Source organism: Virgibacillus sp. GM2-2, from assembly GCF_055329585.1.
The window spans coordinates 47,065-64,688 of the sequence record NZ_JBUZWC010000007.1 but is presented as its reverse complement, the minus strand read 5'-3'; the positions used below and the strand labels follow the sequence as shown (position 1 = coordinate 64,688).

The following is a 17,624-nucleotide window of genomic DNA, read 5'->3' as shown; positions in this document are numbered from 1 at the left end:
TCATTTCACACTCTCTCTTTATGGTAAAAGTATTGGTTTTAGGAGTGGCGTTTATTGAGGTATTTCATATCAACAAAAATCATAACCTTTCTATTAACCTTTACTTTTTAAATAAATCTATTTAAATACTCGCCAAATATTTTTTTCATAACTTTTGGGGTGTTTTCTAAATAAACATTAATTTGTTCCAGGTTCGATTCGAGTAATTTACCAGCGTTTCTTTCTTCCGTTGGAAAATCAGATATCCCTTTAATGATGATGCATTCAACATCATTTTTCTTGCAGATATAAGCAATTGCGCCCGCTTCTGTATCGGCTATTGTTATTTCGTTTTCTTTAAGTTCTAAAAAGTCCTTCCAAATGACTACTGCTTTATCAGCGGTACCAATTGTTCCAGTATAAAAGTCATTTCCGTATTTTGCTAGATTAATATCGACTATAAAGGATTGTTTAATAAGAGGCTCAACTTCTTTTACTGTGCAATCATATTGAACGGCTTTATCGGGTACAAAAATATCTAAATTACTAAACTTATCATCTATTCCTGCACATGTTCCTGCAACGATTACTTTAGTTAGATTAAATTTAGAAATCATATACTGATTACCACCAACACCATTTACTTTTCTTACACCGGTACTATAAAAAACAAGTTCAGTATCATTAATTGTTCTTATGAAATACTCACCATATGGATAATCGAAACGTTCGTTATCCTTTACACTAAAGTAGCCCAATGTTGCTTCGTATTCCCACTTCGTTGCAATGCTAATTCCAATCATCCAATTATCATCCTACAAATAAATTTGTCACATATGCATTTATTTCCTTATGGAGCGTTCAACGCACTCGATATAAATTATTAACAAACTGACCCTAATATGTAAGACGGGCGCAGATTATTATTCCGTTCAGCCCCCGATTATTTATTTAAAGCTTCTAATTAGAAAACTGAATCTCTCTAGTCTCTTTAAGCTCAGCAAAGTTATTACCCAACACTTTATTGTGATGATCAATGATTTGTTTCGCACTTAGGGAATCGGAATCCCATGTCCCGTGGGCATCCTTGATAAGTGTAACTTTGTAGCCGAGACTAAACGCGCGGCGGCACGTAGTATCTACACAACACTCGGTTTGATTGCCGGTAATAACAAGATTTTGGATTTCCTTTATATTTAATTCGTCATGAAGATTCGTTTCATGAAATGAATCCGGTGTCCATTTTTGAATAACGGTTTCTCCTTCTTTCGGACTAATAGACGGATGGATTTCCCAGAAGTTAGTGCCCTTTACAAGTCCACCATCATTATGTTGGACAAAAACAACTGAAACATCAGCTGAACGAGCCTTTTCAATTAAATTTTGAAGATTTTCCAGTAGCTCTTTCCACTTGTATACCGGGTTAGCTTCGTCAAACATCTCGTTTTGTGCATCAATAACCAATAAAGCAGTGTTTTTCATTTTTACCTCTCCATTTCAATTAATAGTATAGAACAAGTATTCGACATTCTTTATCATAATCCTCCCAAATTGTTTTGAAAAAAAAGAAATTGATTATATTTGTTCACTCCATAAATAATCTGTTTCTATATAGCAGCGTTTTCTACAGAAGTGCTTTCATTGTCAGAAAGAGATTATGGATTCCTGACTTTATTTGCCCAATTCCTGAAGATCGTTCCATCATTATTATCAAAGAAAAAAGCCTAACGTTGTTCAATAAAATTAAAAGTCTGGATGCTGTGCTTTCTAAGTTTTTACTTCCCAGACACTTTTAACTAATGTACAAAAACCATGCTTTGACATCGTCTAAAGCATGGTAATTTTTTAAACTAATATAATCTGCTAAGTTAATTTTTAGCTCATCCGTTTATTGAATTCATTAACTGAAAGAAGTATTCAGGTTTATGCGTTCTATTTAGGTTATACCATGAATGCAATGTATCTGGTGCGAATACATCTAATTTTTCCAGTACTTCCATCGTAAATTCCAGAGGGGCTACTCCTGATGCAGTAACCAAATTCTCACCAGATACTGCAGGTCTCATTTCATAAAATTTTTCTCCTTTATAATTAGACAAACCATTTTAAGATACTCTAAATCATTGCTTGTATGCTTTCTTGAATCTAGGTACCCAAAATTCGCTAGTCCCTCAGTTGCACCACAAATTGCAGCAACAATAGTCCCAAGCTTTAAAGCATTGCCTACTTTTTTCAAGATAGGTTGATGGATATCTTCTCCCCAAGTTTTCCCTTCAGGTAAAACTAAAAGATCTTTACTTTCAAGCGTACACTCATTTAGGGAAATATCTGGTTTTATGTTCAGTCCTCCCATCGTAGTAATGATTTCTTTATTAGCGCCTACTGTAATTACTTTGAAAGGTGCTAAATCCCTTTTGAAATATCTTCCTGAGTTTAGTTCAGCAATTAAATATCCGTATTCCCAATCTGACATTGAATCAAATACATAAAGATAAACTTTTTTTGCTTGCATTCAATAACACTCCCATTACAATTGATATAGCCTATTATAAAATAACTTCCCTGACAGCTAACGTCAGGGAAGTTATCATTTTTGATAAAATTTTATTAAATCTGACAGAACTTCAATAAGTCTTTTCTTAAGACTTATTGGCTCAACAATTTGAATTGATTTACCATAAGGCAAAAGTAAATAAGGTACATATGTATACATCATATTTTTTTCAAGATGAAATACTGCTTGATTTGAAGTCCGTTTTTGTAAATAATGTCCTAAAACCAATGTTGACAAAGATTATCCAACGTTCTTGTATTTCCAGTAATAACTAAAGAAATAATCCCCTCCTTATCTTCTATAGTTGGGAGAAGGTTTTTCATAAAAAAGTCACGTGCTGAAAAATTTTCCGGTCGGTTAAACTTATTTTCGGTTAGCATTAGATTTTCCATTCGATCTACTCTAAAACTACGAATATCCTTCCTAAGATGACAAAATCCAACCACATACCACTTATTATTCCAATAGATAATTCTGTAAGGATCAACCAATCTACACTTTGATTGCTCTTCGCCACTTTTATGGTATAGCATTTTTACAGAGCATCCATCAGCTACGGCCTCCTCCAACTCCTTTAAGAAAGGTTCTACAGAGTAGGAACTTAATCGATTTATTACTTCAAGACTGGTTAAATGTTGGTTTATCTTTGTTTCCTGTTCTTGATTTGAATAGTTGCTTAGCTTTGAAATAGCTCTATGTAGCGCTTCACCTCCATAATATCCGGCTTCTTCTGCAAAAACAGCAGCGTGAAATAGTGAGGTTTGTTCCTCAAAATCGAAAAAAAGAGGAGCTTCAATAAAATTATTCAATAAAGTGTATCCACCGTAATGTCCCGTGTCTGAAATTATAGGTACACCACTTGTTGAAAGTGTATCAATATAACGATACACAGTTCTTATATTCATCTCTAACTTTTCTGAAATTTGTTTTGCAGTGATTTTTTCACCTGAACGAAGCATCCATAGAATTGCTAGCATATTGTCAATTTTAGGCATACAGCTCCACCTCTACATGGAATTTGTTTCCGTTATGTATGTTTAACAGTGATATTCTACAATCAGCGCCCGTCAATGGAATATCGTTATGTTATTCTAAGCATAAAATCACCCCTTTGGACATTTTATATCCAAAGGGGTAGAACCGTGCAACTTTTTATAAACTGTTACCACGGAACTTTACATCATTTCTAAGAGTCAGCAATATTAATATGTATAATATCTTATCCCTTGAGCCTGATGTTCAATGAAAATAAAGTCGTTTAATATAGAATGTCAAAAGCCACATTCTTCCGTTGAAAGGTGCGGTTTTCTCAAGTCTGCCTTGGTAACGCGAAAGGTTACCTCTATATTAAACGGCGAAAACCGTTTATGCGGAATTAGCTAAACCAAACAAAATTTGGTTTAGCTAATTCCCTGCCCCATAAGATTTAAATAAGTTATTCGCCCATATAAATGACAAAGACGTCTCGATCTTCGTCATATTCCAGACTCATATGCTTATAAGATTTCTTGTCAGAAAGAGGCTTGGACAAAAGCACTTTTGGCAATGTTTCCCCCAGACTTTCACATTCTAATTTTGTCACTATCCTCCTTTGTGAAATGTCATCATTCCAAACTCTGTACTCTATGAGAGCCTTACCAGTTTTGTTAACTTCTACTTCTTGATAAGGTACTTCATCCTCAACTTTTTTCAGAGTCATAACAAATGAATTGTTGGTTTCAAATGAACCTGCGTTTTCATAAACGACACCTTTTTTAACAAGATATTCCGATAGTAACCGGGCAGTCAATTCCTCATCGCTCACAGTTAATGAACCTCCGATTTTCTGACCATTTTCTGATTGAAATTCTAAACTTTTCATGTAAGTTCCTCCTTAAATTTTCTAACAAATTGTATTACAATATCAATATACCAAAAAAAGATGACAACTAATGTCATCCTTTTATGATATTTTTTTAAGGGAGATCAAAAATGTCCAAAGCGAAACGATTAATTGACCTTATGTTAACCCTAAATAATAGAACACAAGTCACTATAAAAGAATTGGCACTGGAACATGAGGTTTCGGAACGAACCATAGCCAGAGACCTGCAAGATCTAAGCGAATTGAACTTTCCAGTTTACTCTGAGTTGGGGCGCAAAGGCGGCTATCGTGTATTAAATAACCGTCTTTTACCCCCCGTTATGCTTTCAGAAAATGAAGCAATGGCTATTTACTTCGCCTGCGAATCATTAAAATATTTTGGGGCTACACCATTTGAACAATCTAACTCAACTGCTTTAAATAAGTTTTACACAATATTACCTGAGGATGTAAGAACAAAAATTGATCTCATGAAAGACAAGGTTGTTTATTGGCATCCAACGATAGAACAAAATTCAAACTATCTCAGAGTATTACTAGACTCTGCCATTAATCAGGATAAGGTAATTATACGTTACCATTCATTGCACGGTTCAACGAAAAGAAACATCTACCCACTTGGAATCTATTCCTATAAAGGTTATTGGTTTTGTCCAGCTTTCTGTTGTTTAAGGCGTGATTATCGCTTATTCAGGCTGGATAGGATAACTAGAGCGGAAAGACAACCGGGGTCCATGCCCAAAGACAATCTTAACATCAGCATGGACGAATGGCTTTATCCGAAACAAAGCAATGTTCCAACATATCCATTAAAATTAACGTTAACTGAAGAAGGTGTAAGAAAATGTGAAGGGAATTTGTGGCTTCGAGAATCATTAACTAAATACGAAGACGGAACGGGTATTATAGCTACAGAGTTTGAAAAAGAAAAACTACCTTTTTACACAGAAATGGTATGGGAACTCGGGGAAAATGCCACGGTAAAGGAACCAAAAAAAATGATTGAACAGCTGGTTGAGAAATCAAAAAGGTTATATATGAACTATATTAATTAGGGAGTGATTCATTTGTTAACTTATGAAGTTGTAAGATCAAGATTGTATGAGGTAAAACCATTTGATGAAGAACTAATTTGCGAGGATGTTGAAAAACTAGCAAAGGAATATGGTTTATTAATCACGCAAAAAACCACTTTAAGTACAAAAAAAGGGTCCTATCATTGGCATTTCAAAAAAAGAAACCAAAGGGGAATTATGGAAGTCACCTATTGGCCACAAAAGAGTAAATTCTGGCTTGACATACATGACAACAGGCGTTCAGAATGGAATTTAAAACTCATTGAGCCAATAGCTGCCTCATTCGCAGATTATTTTAAGGGAGAAATTCTTAAACACCCCTAGTGATATTGATGGGTTCAATATATAAGGTCAACCTGAATAAAAATTCCTGATTGACCTTTTAATACTTCCGTTTGAAGTAGGTTGTGTACTTTAAAAACTCAACCAAAGATAAATCCGTACCTTCTTACATTTTAAAATTTATACTGTCTCCGATTCCCTTTTCAATTGCCCTTCGATACACATTCCATGCGGCAATGAGATCTTGAAAAGCTAAACCAACAGAACCAAAAACCGTTATTTCTTCCGAACTGGTGCGTCCAGTTCGATGACCAGCAAGAACCTCTCCTAGTTCAGATGCGTTTACATCTTTTACTGTCAAGCCAGCACCACCAATAGCACCCATTTTTTCTGAAAGATAAACATCATCACAAATAATAACAGATTGTCGGATAAGGTCAGCACTGATTTCACACTTTCCAGGTTGATCAGCTCCTAGCGTGGTTAAATGTGTACCTGGCTGTATCATTTCCGGAAATAGAAAGGGTTCTTTAGACCAAGTTGCAGAAATAATAATCTCTGCTTGTTTAGTAGCTTCCTCTAAACTTTCAGAAGCGAATACCGCTACATTTAATTCCTTACCCATTTTATTGGCGAATAAATGGGCTTTTTCTGGGATTGAATCAAAAGCATACACCTCTGAGATGTTACGAAAATATGTTAATGATCTTAGTTGCAACTCTCCTTGAACTCCACAACCAATAATTGTAACTTTATTAGCGTTCGAACGTGAAAGTATATGTGTACCAAGTGCTCCAGATAAACCGGTTCGAACAGCTGTTAAATAAGGTGAATCCATGATTGAAAGCAAGTCACCATTATTTACATCATATAGATGGATTACTCCTTTAATAGATGGTGATTGATTTTGAAACTTGGCATGTACTTTCACGGTATATGCGGGTATATCTTTTAACAATCCAGGAAAAAGAATCATAGAACTTGAAAAATCATTCGGAAGTGGTGAATTTGCACGTTGTCCATCAATGCTTCTCATTATGGAATACTTTTCAAATCCATCTTTTAATTCAGTAATTAGTTCGTGTGGGGAAAGTAGACCTTTTATTTCCGTATTTTTCAACAATAAAGTCATTTGTTTTTTCTCCCTTTGCTGTTTTGTCTCATCATTCCATAGTCTGTGCCTTTCAACAAAAGAAAAACAATCTATTTTACATCGCGCCCGTTTAATGAATAGTGGGCACCCTATCAAAGTGGAAGATGTATTTCTTTTGTTGGATTATAGACCTTGAGCCAGTTCTCCGTTTCTGACTCCATCCAATCTCCAAAGCTATCTAGGTATTTCAGTATTTCTTCCGAATTTGATAAGGGATTGATCGCGTACCAAAGTGCTGTTCTCATCTCTTGCTTTTTTTCAGGATAATGTCTTGAAAATAGTTTAAAAGCTGGAAATAGATCTCTTGTGTACGACTGTTCTTGAACAATTACAAGCGCGAGCCCAGCCCTCACGATAATTCTCATAATCCATGCACAACAATCCTTAATGTCTTCAATGTCGTCATTTCCCGTTAAATCATTCCTGGCTTTATCAATCAAAGATGATAAATGAATGAGATGTTCGTTTGCCAAGGAGCTGTCGGGTTTATAATCAGGAAGTTCACTTATTAGACTATCACCATAAACGCAAATACCATAGGTCTTTAAAATAAACGGAATCATGGAACAATATTTGGTTTCCTTTACCTCACTCAAAGGGTAGAATCCTAATTCTACTCCATTTATAAAAGGGAACTCTTGATCAATGAGTTGCTCAGCCTCTTCCACCCAATTAAGGTCAATATTCTGAGGATCCGAATAGGTTACTATTATTACATCAACATCAGATACACCTTCAATCTCTGATCCTCTTGGCAAAGATCCTCTTATATAAATACTATGAGTTTCCCTTGGTAAAACATAAAGGCAACGCTTTTTTATTCGCTGGATTGCTTGTAGAAATTTATGATTAATTTTTTCATAATCAGACTCGTTTATTATATAGCCTTTGTCATCCAAAGAACATAAGGATCCTATTTCTTTAATCTCGGTCATTATCTAAAATCCCCCATTTCCTTTTTGATTATGTTTATTCGAAAAATATAGTCCGCAACACGGTACAATGCTCTTAGAGATAAGCGCCCTTTAAATGAATAACGTAAAGCTAAAGAGGCTTTTTTAGAAGCTGCGTTTCCCTGGCCAAGCTCCTTGCAGTTTACTTAGGAATACAATTTGCCCAATATGATATGCGTCGTGCATTGCTAAACTCTTCAGTTCTGGCACTAATGGATTGTCATCAGGAATCGGTCTATACAAATCTTCTATATCTGATTTTGCTAGTATTTTTTCAAGTTCACGATGAACAGAAAAGTATTCTTGTTTTGTTTCCTTCCAATTTTGAAAGGTCTCAGTTGGTAATCGATATGTAGCGTCATTATTTTCTGCCACTGGTTCATTTGCCGTTTCACCAAGAAAGCGTAACAGAATTCTCTTTTCAAAGAAAAGTAAATGACAAACTAATTCCCAAATGGAATGTGCCTCTTCAACTGGTTTCCAAATTGCCTGTTCCAAAGTAATATTCTCTAGTACTTTTTCAAGTGGTGGAAACCAGTCTTCTTCATCTAAGCAACTTGCCCATTGTTGTAACAAAAGTGTCCTTACATCCATTTTTATACCCTCCAATTTAATCCCTTTAATCAAAAATCATTTGCGGCGTGTTGTACTGGCATAAATTACAATTTCAAGATGAACCTTCCTTATTACCTTCCTAAGAAAATAAAATAAACTGTTTGACGCAAAAAAGAACAGCTATAAATACTACTTCGACAACCCTCAGAAGACTCCTGCTTATTCCGCAAAATGGCCCTAAACAGAAAAAAGAGCGTTTACCTTTATTCAAGGATAGCGCCCGTTAATTGAATATAGATTTTTAATCAGTCGGTAATTGAAGCTCAACTTTATACATTACACCTTCATCTGCATCCAAATAACGTCCTTTTACTCCAAAATCCATTATTTTATTGTAATAACTAATACTGAATATATCCTCATCCTCAACACTTTTAAAGACTAACTCGTAATCAGGGAATACATAATCCATATTTGCTGCTGTTGTAACTGTGCTGGCACTGTTTAATTTCTTTACAAGTTCCTCTATAAATTCATTATCGTCAATAGTTGTAACTAATTTATCACTATCCCACTCATATACTTCTATACTGGATATGTCGTTGGTTAGATTAAGGTTATTACTTTGGCAACCAATGAAACTGGTAGGCACTAAAAAAATAAGGAGCAAAAGACTTAGTTTCTTCACGTTTAACATCCCCCCTGTCGTGTTAACTACTCTGATTGAATTTAACATATTTTATTCCGCAAAATGGTCCGATTGCTGAATATTTACCAATCGAATATAGATCAGAATATTACAAACAATTATAACATTTAGGTGATAAAAGTATGCCAACATTGATACATTTTTGGCTGAAATCACCCTACCTCCTTAATCCAACTCTGCTCCCAAACCCACAAGACAAAACTAAAACCCGGATCAACCGACTCGGGCTTACCTACTTTATTATCAACACTGGACAATCCACACGCTTAGCCACCTTATGACTAACACTTCCCAAAATAAACGTCTGTAAATTATTCAATCCCCTACTCCCAATTACAACACAGTCATAATCACCATCATTTGCATATTTGACAATAGTCGGACCCGCTTCACCATGAAGCACTTCCACTTCATAGGGTACATCTGCTTGATGAAGCAACTCTTCCACAGGATGAATTTTTTCCATGCGACTCTTTTCAACCTCAAATTTGTCTGCATGATGCAGTACATCTGCCTTTGATGTCTGTCCATCTACGACATAGATAGCCTTAATGTTACCTTCAAATTTCTGAGCTAGTTCAATTGCATGTGATCATAATGGGTGTTCTGAACCATCTGTTGCTAAAAAAATCCTACAAAAAAGAGCAACAGCTCTCTCTAATCATCACACTGGTAGCTAGTTTAGTGTCCAGATGCTTTTGATAAACTTCATTGTAAACAAGATTAAAAGTTGATTAGAAAAGTGATTTTTTTTCGAGTGATAGAGTTATTACTTCCTTCTGCATATTTCCTAACAGTAGAGGAAAATTACCACCAAGCTTCCTATTTGAACAGTTTTAATTGAACCTCATCATTTACCACTTTTGTCTATACCAGTTGGAATTCTCTTTCCGAAAATTTATTAGATTGATACTTATGAAAATAATTAAGTGATGTTGGTTCAATGAATTTAGCAATCCTACATCTAGAATTATATGTAATAACAATTGGACAAGCTTACATGTCTTGAAATACATAACCTGCATACTTTTCGTATTATAACAGAAAATATTTAACAAGAAATTTATTCTTTTGTATAACGGAGGCTCTTAAATGGAACAGGGAAAACAGATCAGACTAACCTCGGGTGAAATCACACAGCTTTGGATGCAATACATGAACGATAGTGCAAGTGTATGTTCACTAAGTTTTTTTCTGGAAAAGGCTGAGGATACAGAAATAAAGCCAATCATTGAACATGCTCTAAAGTTATCACAATCACATTTACAAAGAATTACTACTATACTTATTGAGGAAAAAAATGAAGTTCCTCATGGCTTTAAGGTGGAGGAAGATGTTGATTTAACCGCCCCGAGATTATACGCCGACAGTTTTGCATTAACATTTATCCATCAAATGGCTGCAATCGGACTTACGACATATGGATCTAGCTTGTCCTTTTCAGTAAGATCAGATATTACTGCCTACTATAAAGAATGTCTAACAGAGACAATGGAATTGTATGAGATGGCAAAAGATTTATTGTTGGCAAAGGGGTTGTATGTCAGAGCACCATATTTACCTAGTCCCACTGAAGTTGACTTTGTAGAAAAGCAAGGTTTTTTATGGGACGTTTTAGGTGAAAAAAGACCGTTAATTGGACAAGAAGTGTCTAACCTTTATGCTAATATTCAACGAAACGCTATAGGCACGGCTACCATAACGGGTTTTAGTCAAGTTGCCCAATCAAAAAATGTAACAAAATTCATGCTAAGATGTATAGAAGTTGGTCAAAAACACATTTCATTATTCGAAGAAAAATTAAAGGAAAGTAATCTTCCTGCACCAATGACGTGGGATGCAGATATAACAAAAAGTACAACCTATACATTTTCCGATAAATTAATGATGTATTATACAAGTGCTTTAATTGCTTTGAGTACTGGATTTTATGGTACGAGTGTTGCTCAAAGTCCTAGAATAGATTTAGGTGTCATGTATAACAGATTATCAGTTGAGATACAGAAAGTGTCAGAGGATGGCGCTAATATCATGATTAAAAATAAGTGGTTAGAACAGCCGCCTATGGCTCCGAACCGTAAAGAATTAGCAAAAGAAAACGGATATTAGATTTGTTATAGTTTCTCAAACAGGTTCATGTAGATTAACCAACGTTTAACTTTGAGTCAATGATTTAATAGTAGCGCTACAAAATACCAGTAGTAGCAATATTTTTTGCTACTACTCATTTATGACACCTAATAAAATATGAATTTATTGAATCAACATATAGGAATAAATCTTTTTCACCTTAATTTAATTCTTATTAAGTGTAAAAAAGTAGATCTAACATTTTTACATCTATAGACCATAATAACCTTGTCTCCTTATTCAACCTCCATCCCCCAATACAAATTTAAAACCCGGATCAACCGACCCGGGTTTCTACTACTTTATTATTAACACTGGGCAATTAACACGCTTAGCAACCTTATGACTAACACTGCCCAAAATAAACGTCTGTAAATTATTCAATCCCCTACTCCCAATTACAACACAGTCATAATCACCATCGTTTGCGTACTTGACAATAGTCGGACCTGCTTCACCATGAAGCACTTCCACTTCATAGGGAACATCTGCTTGATGAAGCAACTCCTCCACAGGATGAATTTTTTCCATACGACTCTTTTCAACCTCAAATTTATCTGCATGGTGAAGTACATCTGCTTTTGACGTCTGTCCATCTACGACATAGATAGCCTTGATGTTACCTTCAAATTTCTGAGCAAGTTCAATTGCATGTTTCGTTGAACGTAACGAGTGTTCAGAACCGTCTGTTGCTAACAAAATCTTACTAAACAAGCGCAACACCTCTCTCCTATCGAATCCAATTTCTTTTCATCATACCAGAAGGTCGTTTAGTGTCCAGATGCTTTTGATAATCCACCAATACGATTTTTCAAATGCATACTGTCCTCATTTAATCCGGTATAGGTAACGTGTATACCTTGTTGTTCAAATTTCGTTTCAATTTTATCTAAAGCACCAATTGCGGAATCATCCCATAAGTGAGCATTATTCAAGTTAATCTCCACTTCCTTCACTGAATCAAGGAAATTAAACTTCTTCGGAAAGTCACTAACGGATGCAAAAAATAATTGCCCATGTACATAGTAAATACGTTTTTCATTTGTAACGATTTTTTCCGTCACTTTTACCTTTGAAATCTTACCTGCAAAGAAAATTGCACTCAATAGTACGCCAGCTAGAACACCCTTTGACAGATCATGCGTTATCAAAACGATACCAACTGTGGTAACCATCACGACTGCATCCGTTCTTGGCAATTTGTGCAAATTCCTAACCGATGACCAGTCAAAAGTACCAATTGATACCATAAACATTACACCAACTAATGCTGCCATTGGAATTTGAACCACTACATTACCAAGTACGATAATTAATACCATCAAAAATGCACCAGCGACAAATGTGGAAAGTCTACCTCTTCCGCCAGATTTCACATTGATCACGGACTGACCAATCATTGCGCATCCAGCCATTCCACCGAAAAATCCTGCCACAATATTCGCGATTCCTTGACCGCTACTCTCTCGATTCTTATTCCCCTCTGTATCTGTCATATCATCCACAATACTTGAAGTTAGTAGTGTTTCCAATAACCCAACAATTGCTAGTGATAAGGAATACGGAAATATAATCATCAATGTTTCCCATGTCAATGGAATAGATGGGATTAAAAATACCGGCAGCTGTGATGAAAGGTTCCCCAAATCACCAACTGTGCGAATATCGATTCCACCAAATACCGTGATTAACGAAATAACGATGATTGCAACTAACGTTGACGGAACCGCTTTTGTAAATCTAGGAAACACGTAAATAATTGCTAGAGTTAACGCAACGAGTGCATACATCACCCATGTTTCTCCAACAAAATGCTGTAGCTGTGCCGTAAAAATTAGTATTGCTAATGCATTAACGAAACCGACCATCACCGAACGTGGTACGAATTTCATCACTCTCGCTAGCTTAAACACACCAAACAAAATTTGAATGACACCTGTCAAAATCGTCGCTGCCAATAAATATTGTAAGCCATGCTCCGCTATCAGCGTAACCATTAGTAATGCCATTGCCCCAGTAGCTGCCGAAATCATCGCAGGTCTACCACCAACAATGGAAATCACAATGGCGATACAAAACGATGCATACAAACCAACCATTGGATCAACACCAGCGATAATCGAAAACGCAATCGCTTCAGGAATAAGTGCCATCGCCACTACCATCCCAGAAAGGATGTCTCCCTTGATGTTGCCAAACCATTCTCTTTTTAACTGTTCTATAGTCAAACTCGATACCTCTTTCTATATTTTTTTAAGCCTTCTACAAGGCTTTAACCGAACACAACTTTTGTATCATACCATATTTCAGAGAATGCTGAAAACGCCGTGTAAGCGTGGTCATTTGGATTATCCTTTAAAATACGCGCATTTCCTCTATTTTTCATACAAAAATCCGAGTAAGCTACGAGCTACTCGGATTACGAATATTACGCCGAACGATTCTGTCTCTCTACTATCGGCTTTTCTATATGTTCGATAAGAAATTTTATTTTTAAGTAAAAATACTGAAACAATGGACTTTGGATGAACGTAAATAAAAATGTAAAGATGAATACTGGTCCACCTAGGAGTAAGCCAATTACTAGGACACTCGTTTCGGTAATTATTCTGACCCGACGTATCGGTGCTCCGGTTTTGTCTGAAATAGACAGCATGAACCCATCACGCGGCCCTGAACCTACGCCCGCAGCATTATACATGCCGCCACCAAATCCCATAAAGAAGATACCGATTAGAATAATAACAATATCCATCCACGAATGACTTGCTGTTGGCAAAATATCTAGCCAAAGATACAAATCGACAAATGCCCCTACAAGAAAGGCATTAAGAAAGGTGCCAAGCCGAATATAGCTTTTATCAAGGATATAAGAAATAATAATAAGAACGATCCCACACGTAACGTTCCACGTGCCAATGGTAAAACCAAACTTCTCGTATAGCCCAACATTTAATACGTCCCAAGGGTGTATACCTAAATGCTGAACATTGATCGTTATCGAGATACCAAGACTAAAAAACATTACGCCAATAACAAAAGTTGACCAACGTATCGTCTTTTGCATATGCATCCTTCTTTCTCATCGCAATATGATTATAGTGCAGGATATTGGAAGGATATGCAAGAGAATTGTTTACTTCAGATTAATAGCTCGATTAAGGGTAGTAGCGATTGCAACTTTTTCAAATGATAGCCCTAATTGAACAGCCGTTTGTGCAATTTCTAACCTTATGTGAACTTTATCTTTATATAAAAAAATCTAAATAGTATAATTTTTACATATCATATTTAGAGGAGGGTGAGGAATAGGATGGTAAAAAAATATTTGGTGAATATATTACTTGTTATTGGGTTATATCTTATTTTAAGAGTTGGATTTGAGATTGAAGCCTGGTTAAAAACAGATTTGGAACGTACCTTTGATCCAACTAAAATGAGAATCTATCTATATATATTCCCTTTATTAATTGGGGTGTATTTAAGTTTGTTTAGTGTTTTGGAAATGCTTATTAATAGAAAAAAGGATAAGGTCAATTTGACCTTTAATTGGGCGCAATTTTTCACTATCACAGTTCCGGTTGCAATTATCTCATTATTTCCATATATGGGGGTTGGGAAACTGATAACCCCTTCATTTTATTTCATCTTTTGTATTGTTTTAGGGTATTCATTTATGACGTGTATTAAGAAAAAGTCAGAAGCATAGGGACGGTTCTCTTGCTTCCTACCTACTCCATCATTTGATATATTACCTGACATAAACCATTATAAATTTTCAGGTTGAAATTGCTTGTAAATGAAGCAGAAGAACCGTTCCGAAGCTTTTTTTCAATGAAATGTACCCTTGTGTCATCTCTATTTACCCGTTACTACCATAGAGATTACCACTGTTACCTTCATATTTACCAATTGGTTTAGCATAACGTATTGTTTCGGAAAGTATTTGCTCGCACTAGAATCCTTTTCGTCAATGAAATAAAAAGTCATATTTTTTATTAAAGTTGGCATCTTATTAAAGAGGTGATGACGTGGATAAGGAAAAATTAAAACTAACATCCTCCGAGATAGGTTCGTTATGGGGAGAGTATGTAAACGGTACAATGACAGATATGGTAAATCGATACATGTATTCAATTATTGAAGATGATGCAATAAAAAGTATTTTTGATGACGCTATCAAGACATTTGAAAAACAAAAGAATCAAATAACAACTTTTATAAAGAATGAGGGATATCCAGTTCCAATAGGATTTACTGAATCTGACATATATATAGGTTCAGAAAGATTATTTACTGACGCATTTTGTCTATATTATCTACATGTAATGACTTTGCATGGGTTGTTAGGTCACACAACTTCATTAAGCGTTTCTGTCAGAAAGGACTTAAGAGATTTTTACGATTCATGTGATAATGACGGTAAAAGAATGTATCATCAAACCATAGAGTTAATGCTTGAGAAAGGAATTTTTCAAAGGGACCCTCTATTTTATCCTGAAAAAAAGCCAGAATTTGTTTCTACTCAGGACTTTAAGGATGGTATTTTAGGAAAAGGCAGACGTTTAACTGCCACTGAAGTCATCAGTATCTCTTTCAACCTTAAAAAAAGCATTATGGCTAAATCTCTTTCTATTGCTTTTAGTCAGGTTACGCAGTCAAAGGAAGTAAGAAAGTTTTTAGAGAATGCTGAGAAAACGACTGATAATCAAATACAGTCTCTTGCAAACATAATGCACAAAGATAATTTACCAATTCCTAAGTCAATGGAAACAGAAGTAACAGTTTCAACGGATTCTCCATTTTCCGATAAGTTAATGTTATATCATATTGGTTTCTTATTCCAAACTGCACAGGCCTATCAAGGGGTAGGATTAGCATCAGCAATGCGAACAGACCTTGTAGCAACTTATGAAAGCATCATTCTAAAAAATATATCGGTAACAAAAAAATGGTTTAATCTTATGGTACAAAATAAATGGCTAGAACAACCACCACTTGCTCCTAATAGAAAAGAAATTGCAAAAAATAAGTCATAAAAACCTTTGGATATGTACAAATGAAAAAGCGTCCATTTGAAAACTAATGTGGAGCATCTCATTACCTGGATTTGGTCAATTATTAAACGGTAACTATATGAAAGGCTTGTATTGACTTTTTTAGAGCTTCTGGTAAATGTACTTGGGAATATTAACGAGGTCATACTTCCAAGTTTTCATGGATAAACTGAAAATGCAACGCAACAAGCGAATTATCAATGGCTCCTGTTTTACCCTGTTTATTTTTTTTGCAATGTGGGATGCCTTATTTTATTTCATCTTTTGTATTGTTTTAGGGTATTCATTTATGACGTGTATTAAGAAAAAGTCACAACCTTAATGGGAGTGGCTTTTTCATGAAGCAAAGGGACGGTTCCCCCTAACATAATGTAAACTTCACTTGAGGTATTTTAACTAAACCAAATAGAAGTCAAACTTAGCAAGTATAGTTATTAATGCGAGTACAAAAAATCCTGTTCCGATACTTACTATATACTCTCTTGAATTAACAAGAAGTTTCCATTGTATGAAAGCCTGAGTTCCATATAAGATCACTGTAAATGAAATAAGTAATATTATTATTGTTCTTGTAGAATATCCATATAAAATAAATCCAAAGAATATTAAAAGTAAGATTGTTTGTCCTATATTTACTAAGCGAATAAGACCCTCTTTAGGATTATATTTATTCTCTTTTTGAACCTTCAGTAGATTTCTTAGTAATTTTTCAAAACCAATAATTAAAATATAAACAATAAATATTAAGATTACTAACTTCACTAAGACAAATAATTCCAATCCCAGCCAACTATTCATTATGTTGTTCCTCCTGAATAAATACCCTTCAATCCATCTATCTCTTTATCTCTCACATGCAGCTTCAGTAGCATTTTTTTCCTGGATGAAGGACAAAGCACACCTTTCAATATTCTGTTAAAATCTAATTGTGTTTACCAATTATTGCGACATCCTTATTTTTCCGATTCTTCACTTCTTCCATCTTTGCAAAATATGTCTCTTCTAAGTCTACATCAAAGTAGTTAGCGAATTTAGTTATGTACGCAAGACAATCAGCTAACTCTTTTCCAAGATCTTCACTAATAGAGTCCATCGCTATTTCAAATGCCTCTTCTTCATCCATACCTTCATTGATATAGGTGTTAGCCATATTGAAGCCTTTACGTAATTCCTCTGCTACCTCGGCAACTTCGGTCGTAAGACGCATATAATTGCCTAATAAGGCGGATTTGGTTTGTTCTGCGCTTCCTTTATCCATATGCCAGTTCATTTCTTGGTTGTATTGTTTGGCGAATTGTTGGATGTTTTTCAT

Annotated in this window: 18 protein-coding genes and 3 pseudogenes; 5 read left to right on the top strand and 16 right to left on the bottom strand. The window is 35.2% G+C overall.

The features are described 5' to 3' along the window. Positions 1-107 precede the first annotated feature (107 nt). From ACY9Z2_RS10295 to ACY9Z2_RS10275, 5 genes and pseudogenes are all read right to left on the bottom strand, one after another. Positions 108-782 carry a 5'-methylthioadenosine/S-adenosylhomocysteine nucleosidase family protein gene (locus ACY9Z2_RS10295; protein WP_463609547.1) on the bottom strand — a complete coding sequence of 225 codons (675 nt, stop codon included), beginning with the start codon at positions 780-782 and terminating at the stop codon, positions 108-110. A gap of 157 nt (positions 783-939) precedes the next feature. Beyond that, positions 940-1,461 (bottom strand): cysteine hydrolase family protein, encoded by a 522-nt coding sequence (locus ACY9Z2_RS10290; RefSeq protein ID WP_463609546.1) that lies wholly within the window; start codon positions 1,459-1,461, stop codon positions 940-942. A 398-nt stretch (positions 1,462-1,859) separates the two neighbouring features. Continuing rightward, a pseudogene (locus ACY9Z2_RS10285) lies at positions 1,860-2,491 on the bottom strand (type 1 glutamine amidotransferase family protein). A gap of 75 nt (positions 2,492-2,566) precedes the next feature. Next, positions 2,567-3,528 (bottom strand): annotated as a pseudogene (locus ACY9Z2_RS10280) (helix-turn-helix transcriptional regulator). A gap of 440 nt (positions 3,529-3,968) precedes the next feature. Next, positions 3,969-4,394 carry a hypothetical protein gene (locus ACY9Z2_RS10275; RefSeq protein ID WP_463609545.1) on the bottom strand — a complete coding sequence of 142 codons (426 nt, stop codon included), beginning with the start codon at positions 4,392-4,394 and terminating at the stop codon, positions 3,969-3,971. Between the two features lie 110 nt (positions 4,395-4,504). On the opposite strand from ACY9Z2_RS10275, the gene ACY9Z2_RS10270 reads away from it, so the two are divergent. Both ACY9Z2_RS10270 and ACY9Z2_RS10265 read left to right on the top strand, forming a co-directional pair. Beyond that, complete coding sequence (locus ACY9Z2_RS10270; RefSeq protein ID WP_463609544.1) at positions 4,505-5,452, top strand: helix-turn-helix transcriptional regulator; 948 nt, start codon at positions 4,505-4,507, stop codon at positions 5,450-5,452. A gap of 12 nt (positions 5,453-5,464) precedes the next feature. Continuing rightward, the gene (locus ACY9Z2_RS10265; protein ID WP_463609543.1) at positions 5,465-5,797 is read left to right on the top strand and encodes a hypothetical protein; all 333 of its coding nucleotides are present in this window, start codon (positions 5,465-5,467) and stop codon (positions 5,795-5,797) included. Between the two features lie 124 nt (positions 5,798-5,921). Here the strand turns inward: ACY9Z2_RS10265 and ACY9Z2_RS10260 are convergent, their stop codons facing one another. The 5 genes from ACY9Z2_RS10260 to ACY9Z2_RS10240 form a co-directional block, all read right to left on the bottom strand. After that, on the bottom strand, positions 5,922-6,887 hold the full coding sequence (locus ACY9Z2_RS10260; RefSeq protein ID WP_463609542.1) for an ornithine cyclodeaminase family protein: 966 nt from the start codon (positions 6,885-6,887) through the stop codon (positions 5,922-5,924). Between the two features lie 113 nt (positions 6,888-7,000). Then, on the bottom strand, positions 7,001-7,843 hold the full coding sequence (locus ACY9Z2_RS10255) for a nucleotidyltransferase (RefSeq protein ID WP_463609541.1): 843 nt from the start codon (positions 7,841-7,843) through the stop codon (positions 7,001-7,003). 123 nt (positions 7,844-7,966) lie between these two features. Beyond that, positions 7,967-8,455: a DinB family protein gene (locus tag ACY9Z2_RS10250; RefSeq protein WP_463609540.1), complete on the bottom strand. Its 489-nt coding sequence runs from the start codon at positions 8,453-8,455 to the stop codon at positions 7,967-7,969. Between the two features lie 262 nt (positions 8,456-8,717). Then, on the bottom strand, positions 8,718-9,104 hold the full coding sequence (locus ACY9Z2_RS10245; protein ID WP_463609539.1) for a hypothetical protein: 387 nt from the start codon (positions 9,102-9,104) through the stop codon (positions 8,718-8,720). 253 nt (positions 9,105-9,357) lie between these two features. After that, positions 9,358-9,708 (bottom strand): universal stress protein, encoded by a 351-nt coding sequence (locus ACY9Z2_RS10240; RefSeq protein WP_463609672.1) that lies wholly within the window; start codon positions 9,706-9,708, stop codon positions 9,358-9,360. A 509-nt stretch (positions 9,709-10,217) separates the two neighbouring features. On the opposite strand from ACY9Z2_RS10240, the gene ACY9Z2_RS10235 reads away from it, so the two are divergent. Next, entirely contained in the window at positions 10,218-11,234 is a 1,017-nt protein-coding gene (locus tag ACY9Z2_RS10235; RefSeq protein ID WP_463609538.1) for a DUF3231 family protein, read from the top strand. A gap of 318 nt (positions 11,235-11,552) precedes the next feature. On the opposite strand, the gene ACY9Z2_RS10230 is transcribed toward ACY9Z2_RS10235, so the two are convergent. The 4 genes and pseudogenes from ACY9Z2_RS10230 to ACY9Z2_RS10215 all read right to left on the bottom strand — a co-directional run. Beyond that, a complete protein-coding gene (locus tag ACY9Z2_RS10230; RefSeq protein ID WP_463609537.1) occupies positions 11,553-11,975 on the bottom strand; it encodes a universal stress protein in 423 nt (140 codons plus the stop codon). Positions 11,976-12,025: 50 nt separating this feature from the next. Continuing rightward, positions 12,026-13,483: a SulP family inorganic anion transporter gene (locus ACY9Z2_RS10225; protein WP_463609536.1), complete on the bottom strand. Its 1,458-nt coding sequence runs from the start codon at positions 13,481-13,483 to the stop codon at positions 12,026-12,028. A gap of 200 nt (positions 13,484-13,683) precedes the next feature. Further along, positions 13,684-14,322 carry a YczE/YyaS/YitT family protein gene (locus ACY9Z2_RS10220; RefSeq protein WP_463609535.1) on the bottom strand — a complete coding sequence of 213 codons (639 nt, stop codon included), beginning with the start codon at positions 14,320-14,322 and terminating at the stop codon, positions 13,684-13,686. 69 nt (positions 14,323-14,391) lie between these two features. Beyond that, positions 14,392-14,490 (bottom strand): annotated as a pseudogene (locus ACY9Z2_RS10215) (RsbT co-antagonist protein RsbRB); the annotation flags it as partial. Positions 14,491-14,586: 96 nt separating this feature from the next. Between ACY9Z2_RS10215 and ACY9Z2_RS10210 the strand changes: the two are divergent. Together ACY9Z2_RS10210 and ACY9Z2_RS10205 are read left to right on the top strand one after the other, a co-directional pair. Then, complete coding sequence (locus ACY9Z2_RS10210; RefSeq protein ID WP_463609534.1) at positions 14,587-14,964, top strand: hypothetical protein; 378 nt, start codon at positions 14,587-14,589, stop codon at positions 14,962-14,964. A gap of 322 nt (positions 14,965-15,286) precedes the next feature. Further along, positions 15,287-16,294: a DUF3231 family protein gene (locus tag ACY9Z2_RS10205; RefSeq protein ID WP_463609533.1), complete on the top strand. Its 1,008-nt coding sequence runs from the start codon at positions 15,287-15,289 to the stop codon at positions 16,292-16,294. Between the two features lie 414 nt (positions 16,295-16,708). On the opposite strand, the gene ACY9Z2_RS10200 is transcribed toward ACY9Z2_RS10205, so the two are convergent. Both ACY9Z2_RS10200 and ACY9Z2_RS10195 read right to left on the bottom strand, forming a co-directional pair. Next, the gene (locus ACY9Z2_RS10200; RefSeq protein ID WP_463609532.1) at positions 16,709-17,110 is read right to left on the bottom strand and encodes a DUF4181 domain-containing protein; all 402 of its coding nucleotides are present in this window, start codon (positions 17,108-17,110) and stop codon (positions 16,709-16,711) included. Positions 17,111-17,234: 124 nt separating this feature from the next. Then, positions 17,235-17,624, bottom strand: coding sequence for a hypothetical protein (locus tag ACY9Z2_RS10195; RefSeq protein WP_463609531.1), 390 nt, complete (start codon positions 17,622-17,624; stop codon positions 17,235-17,237).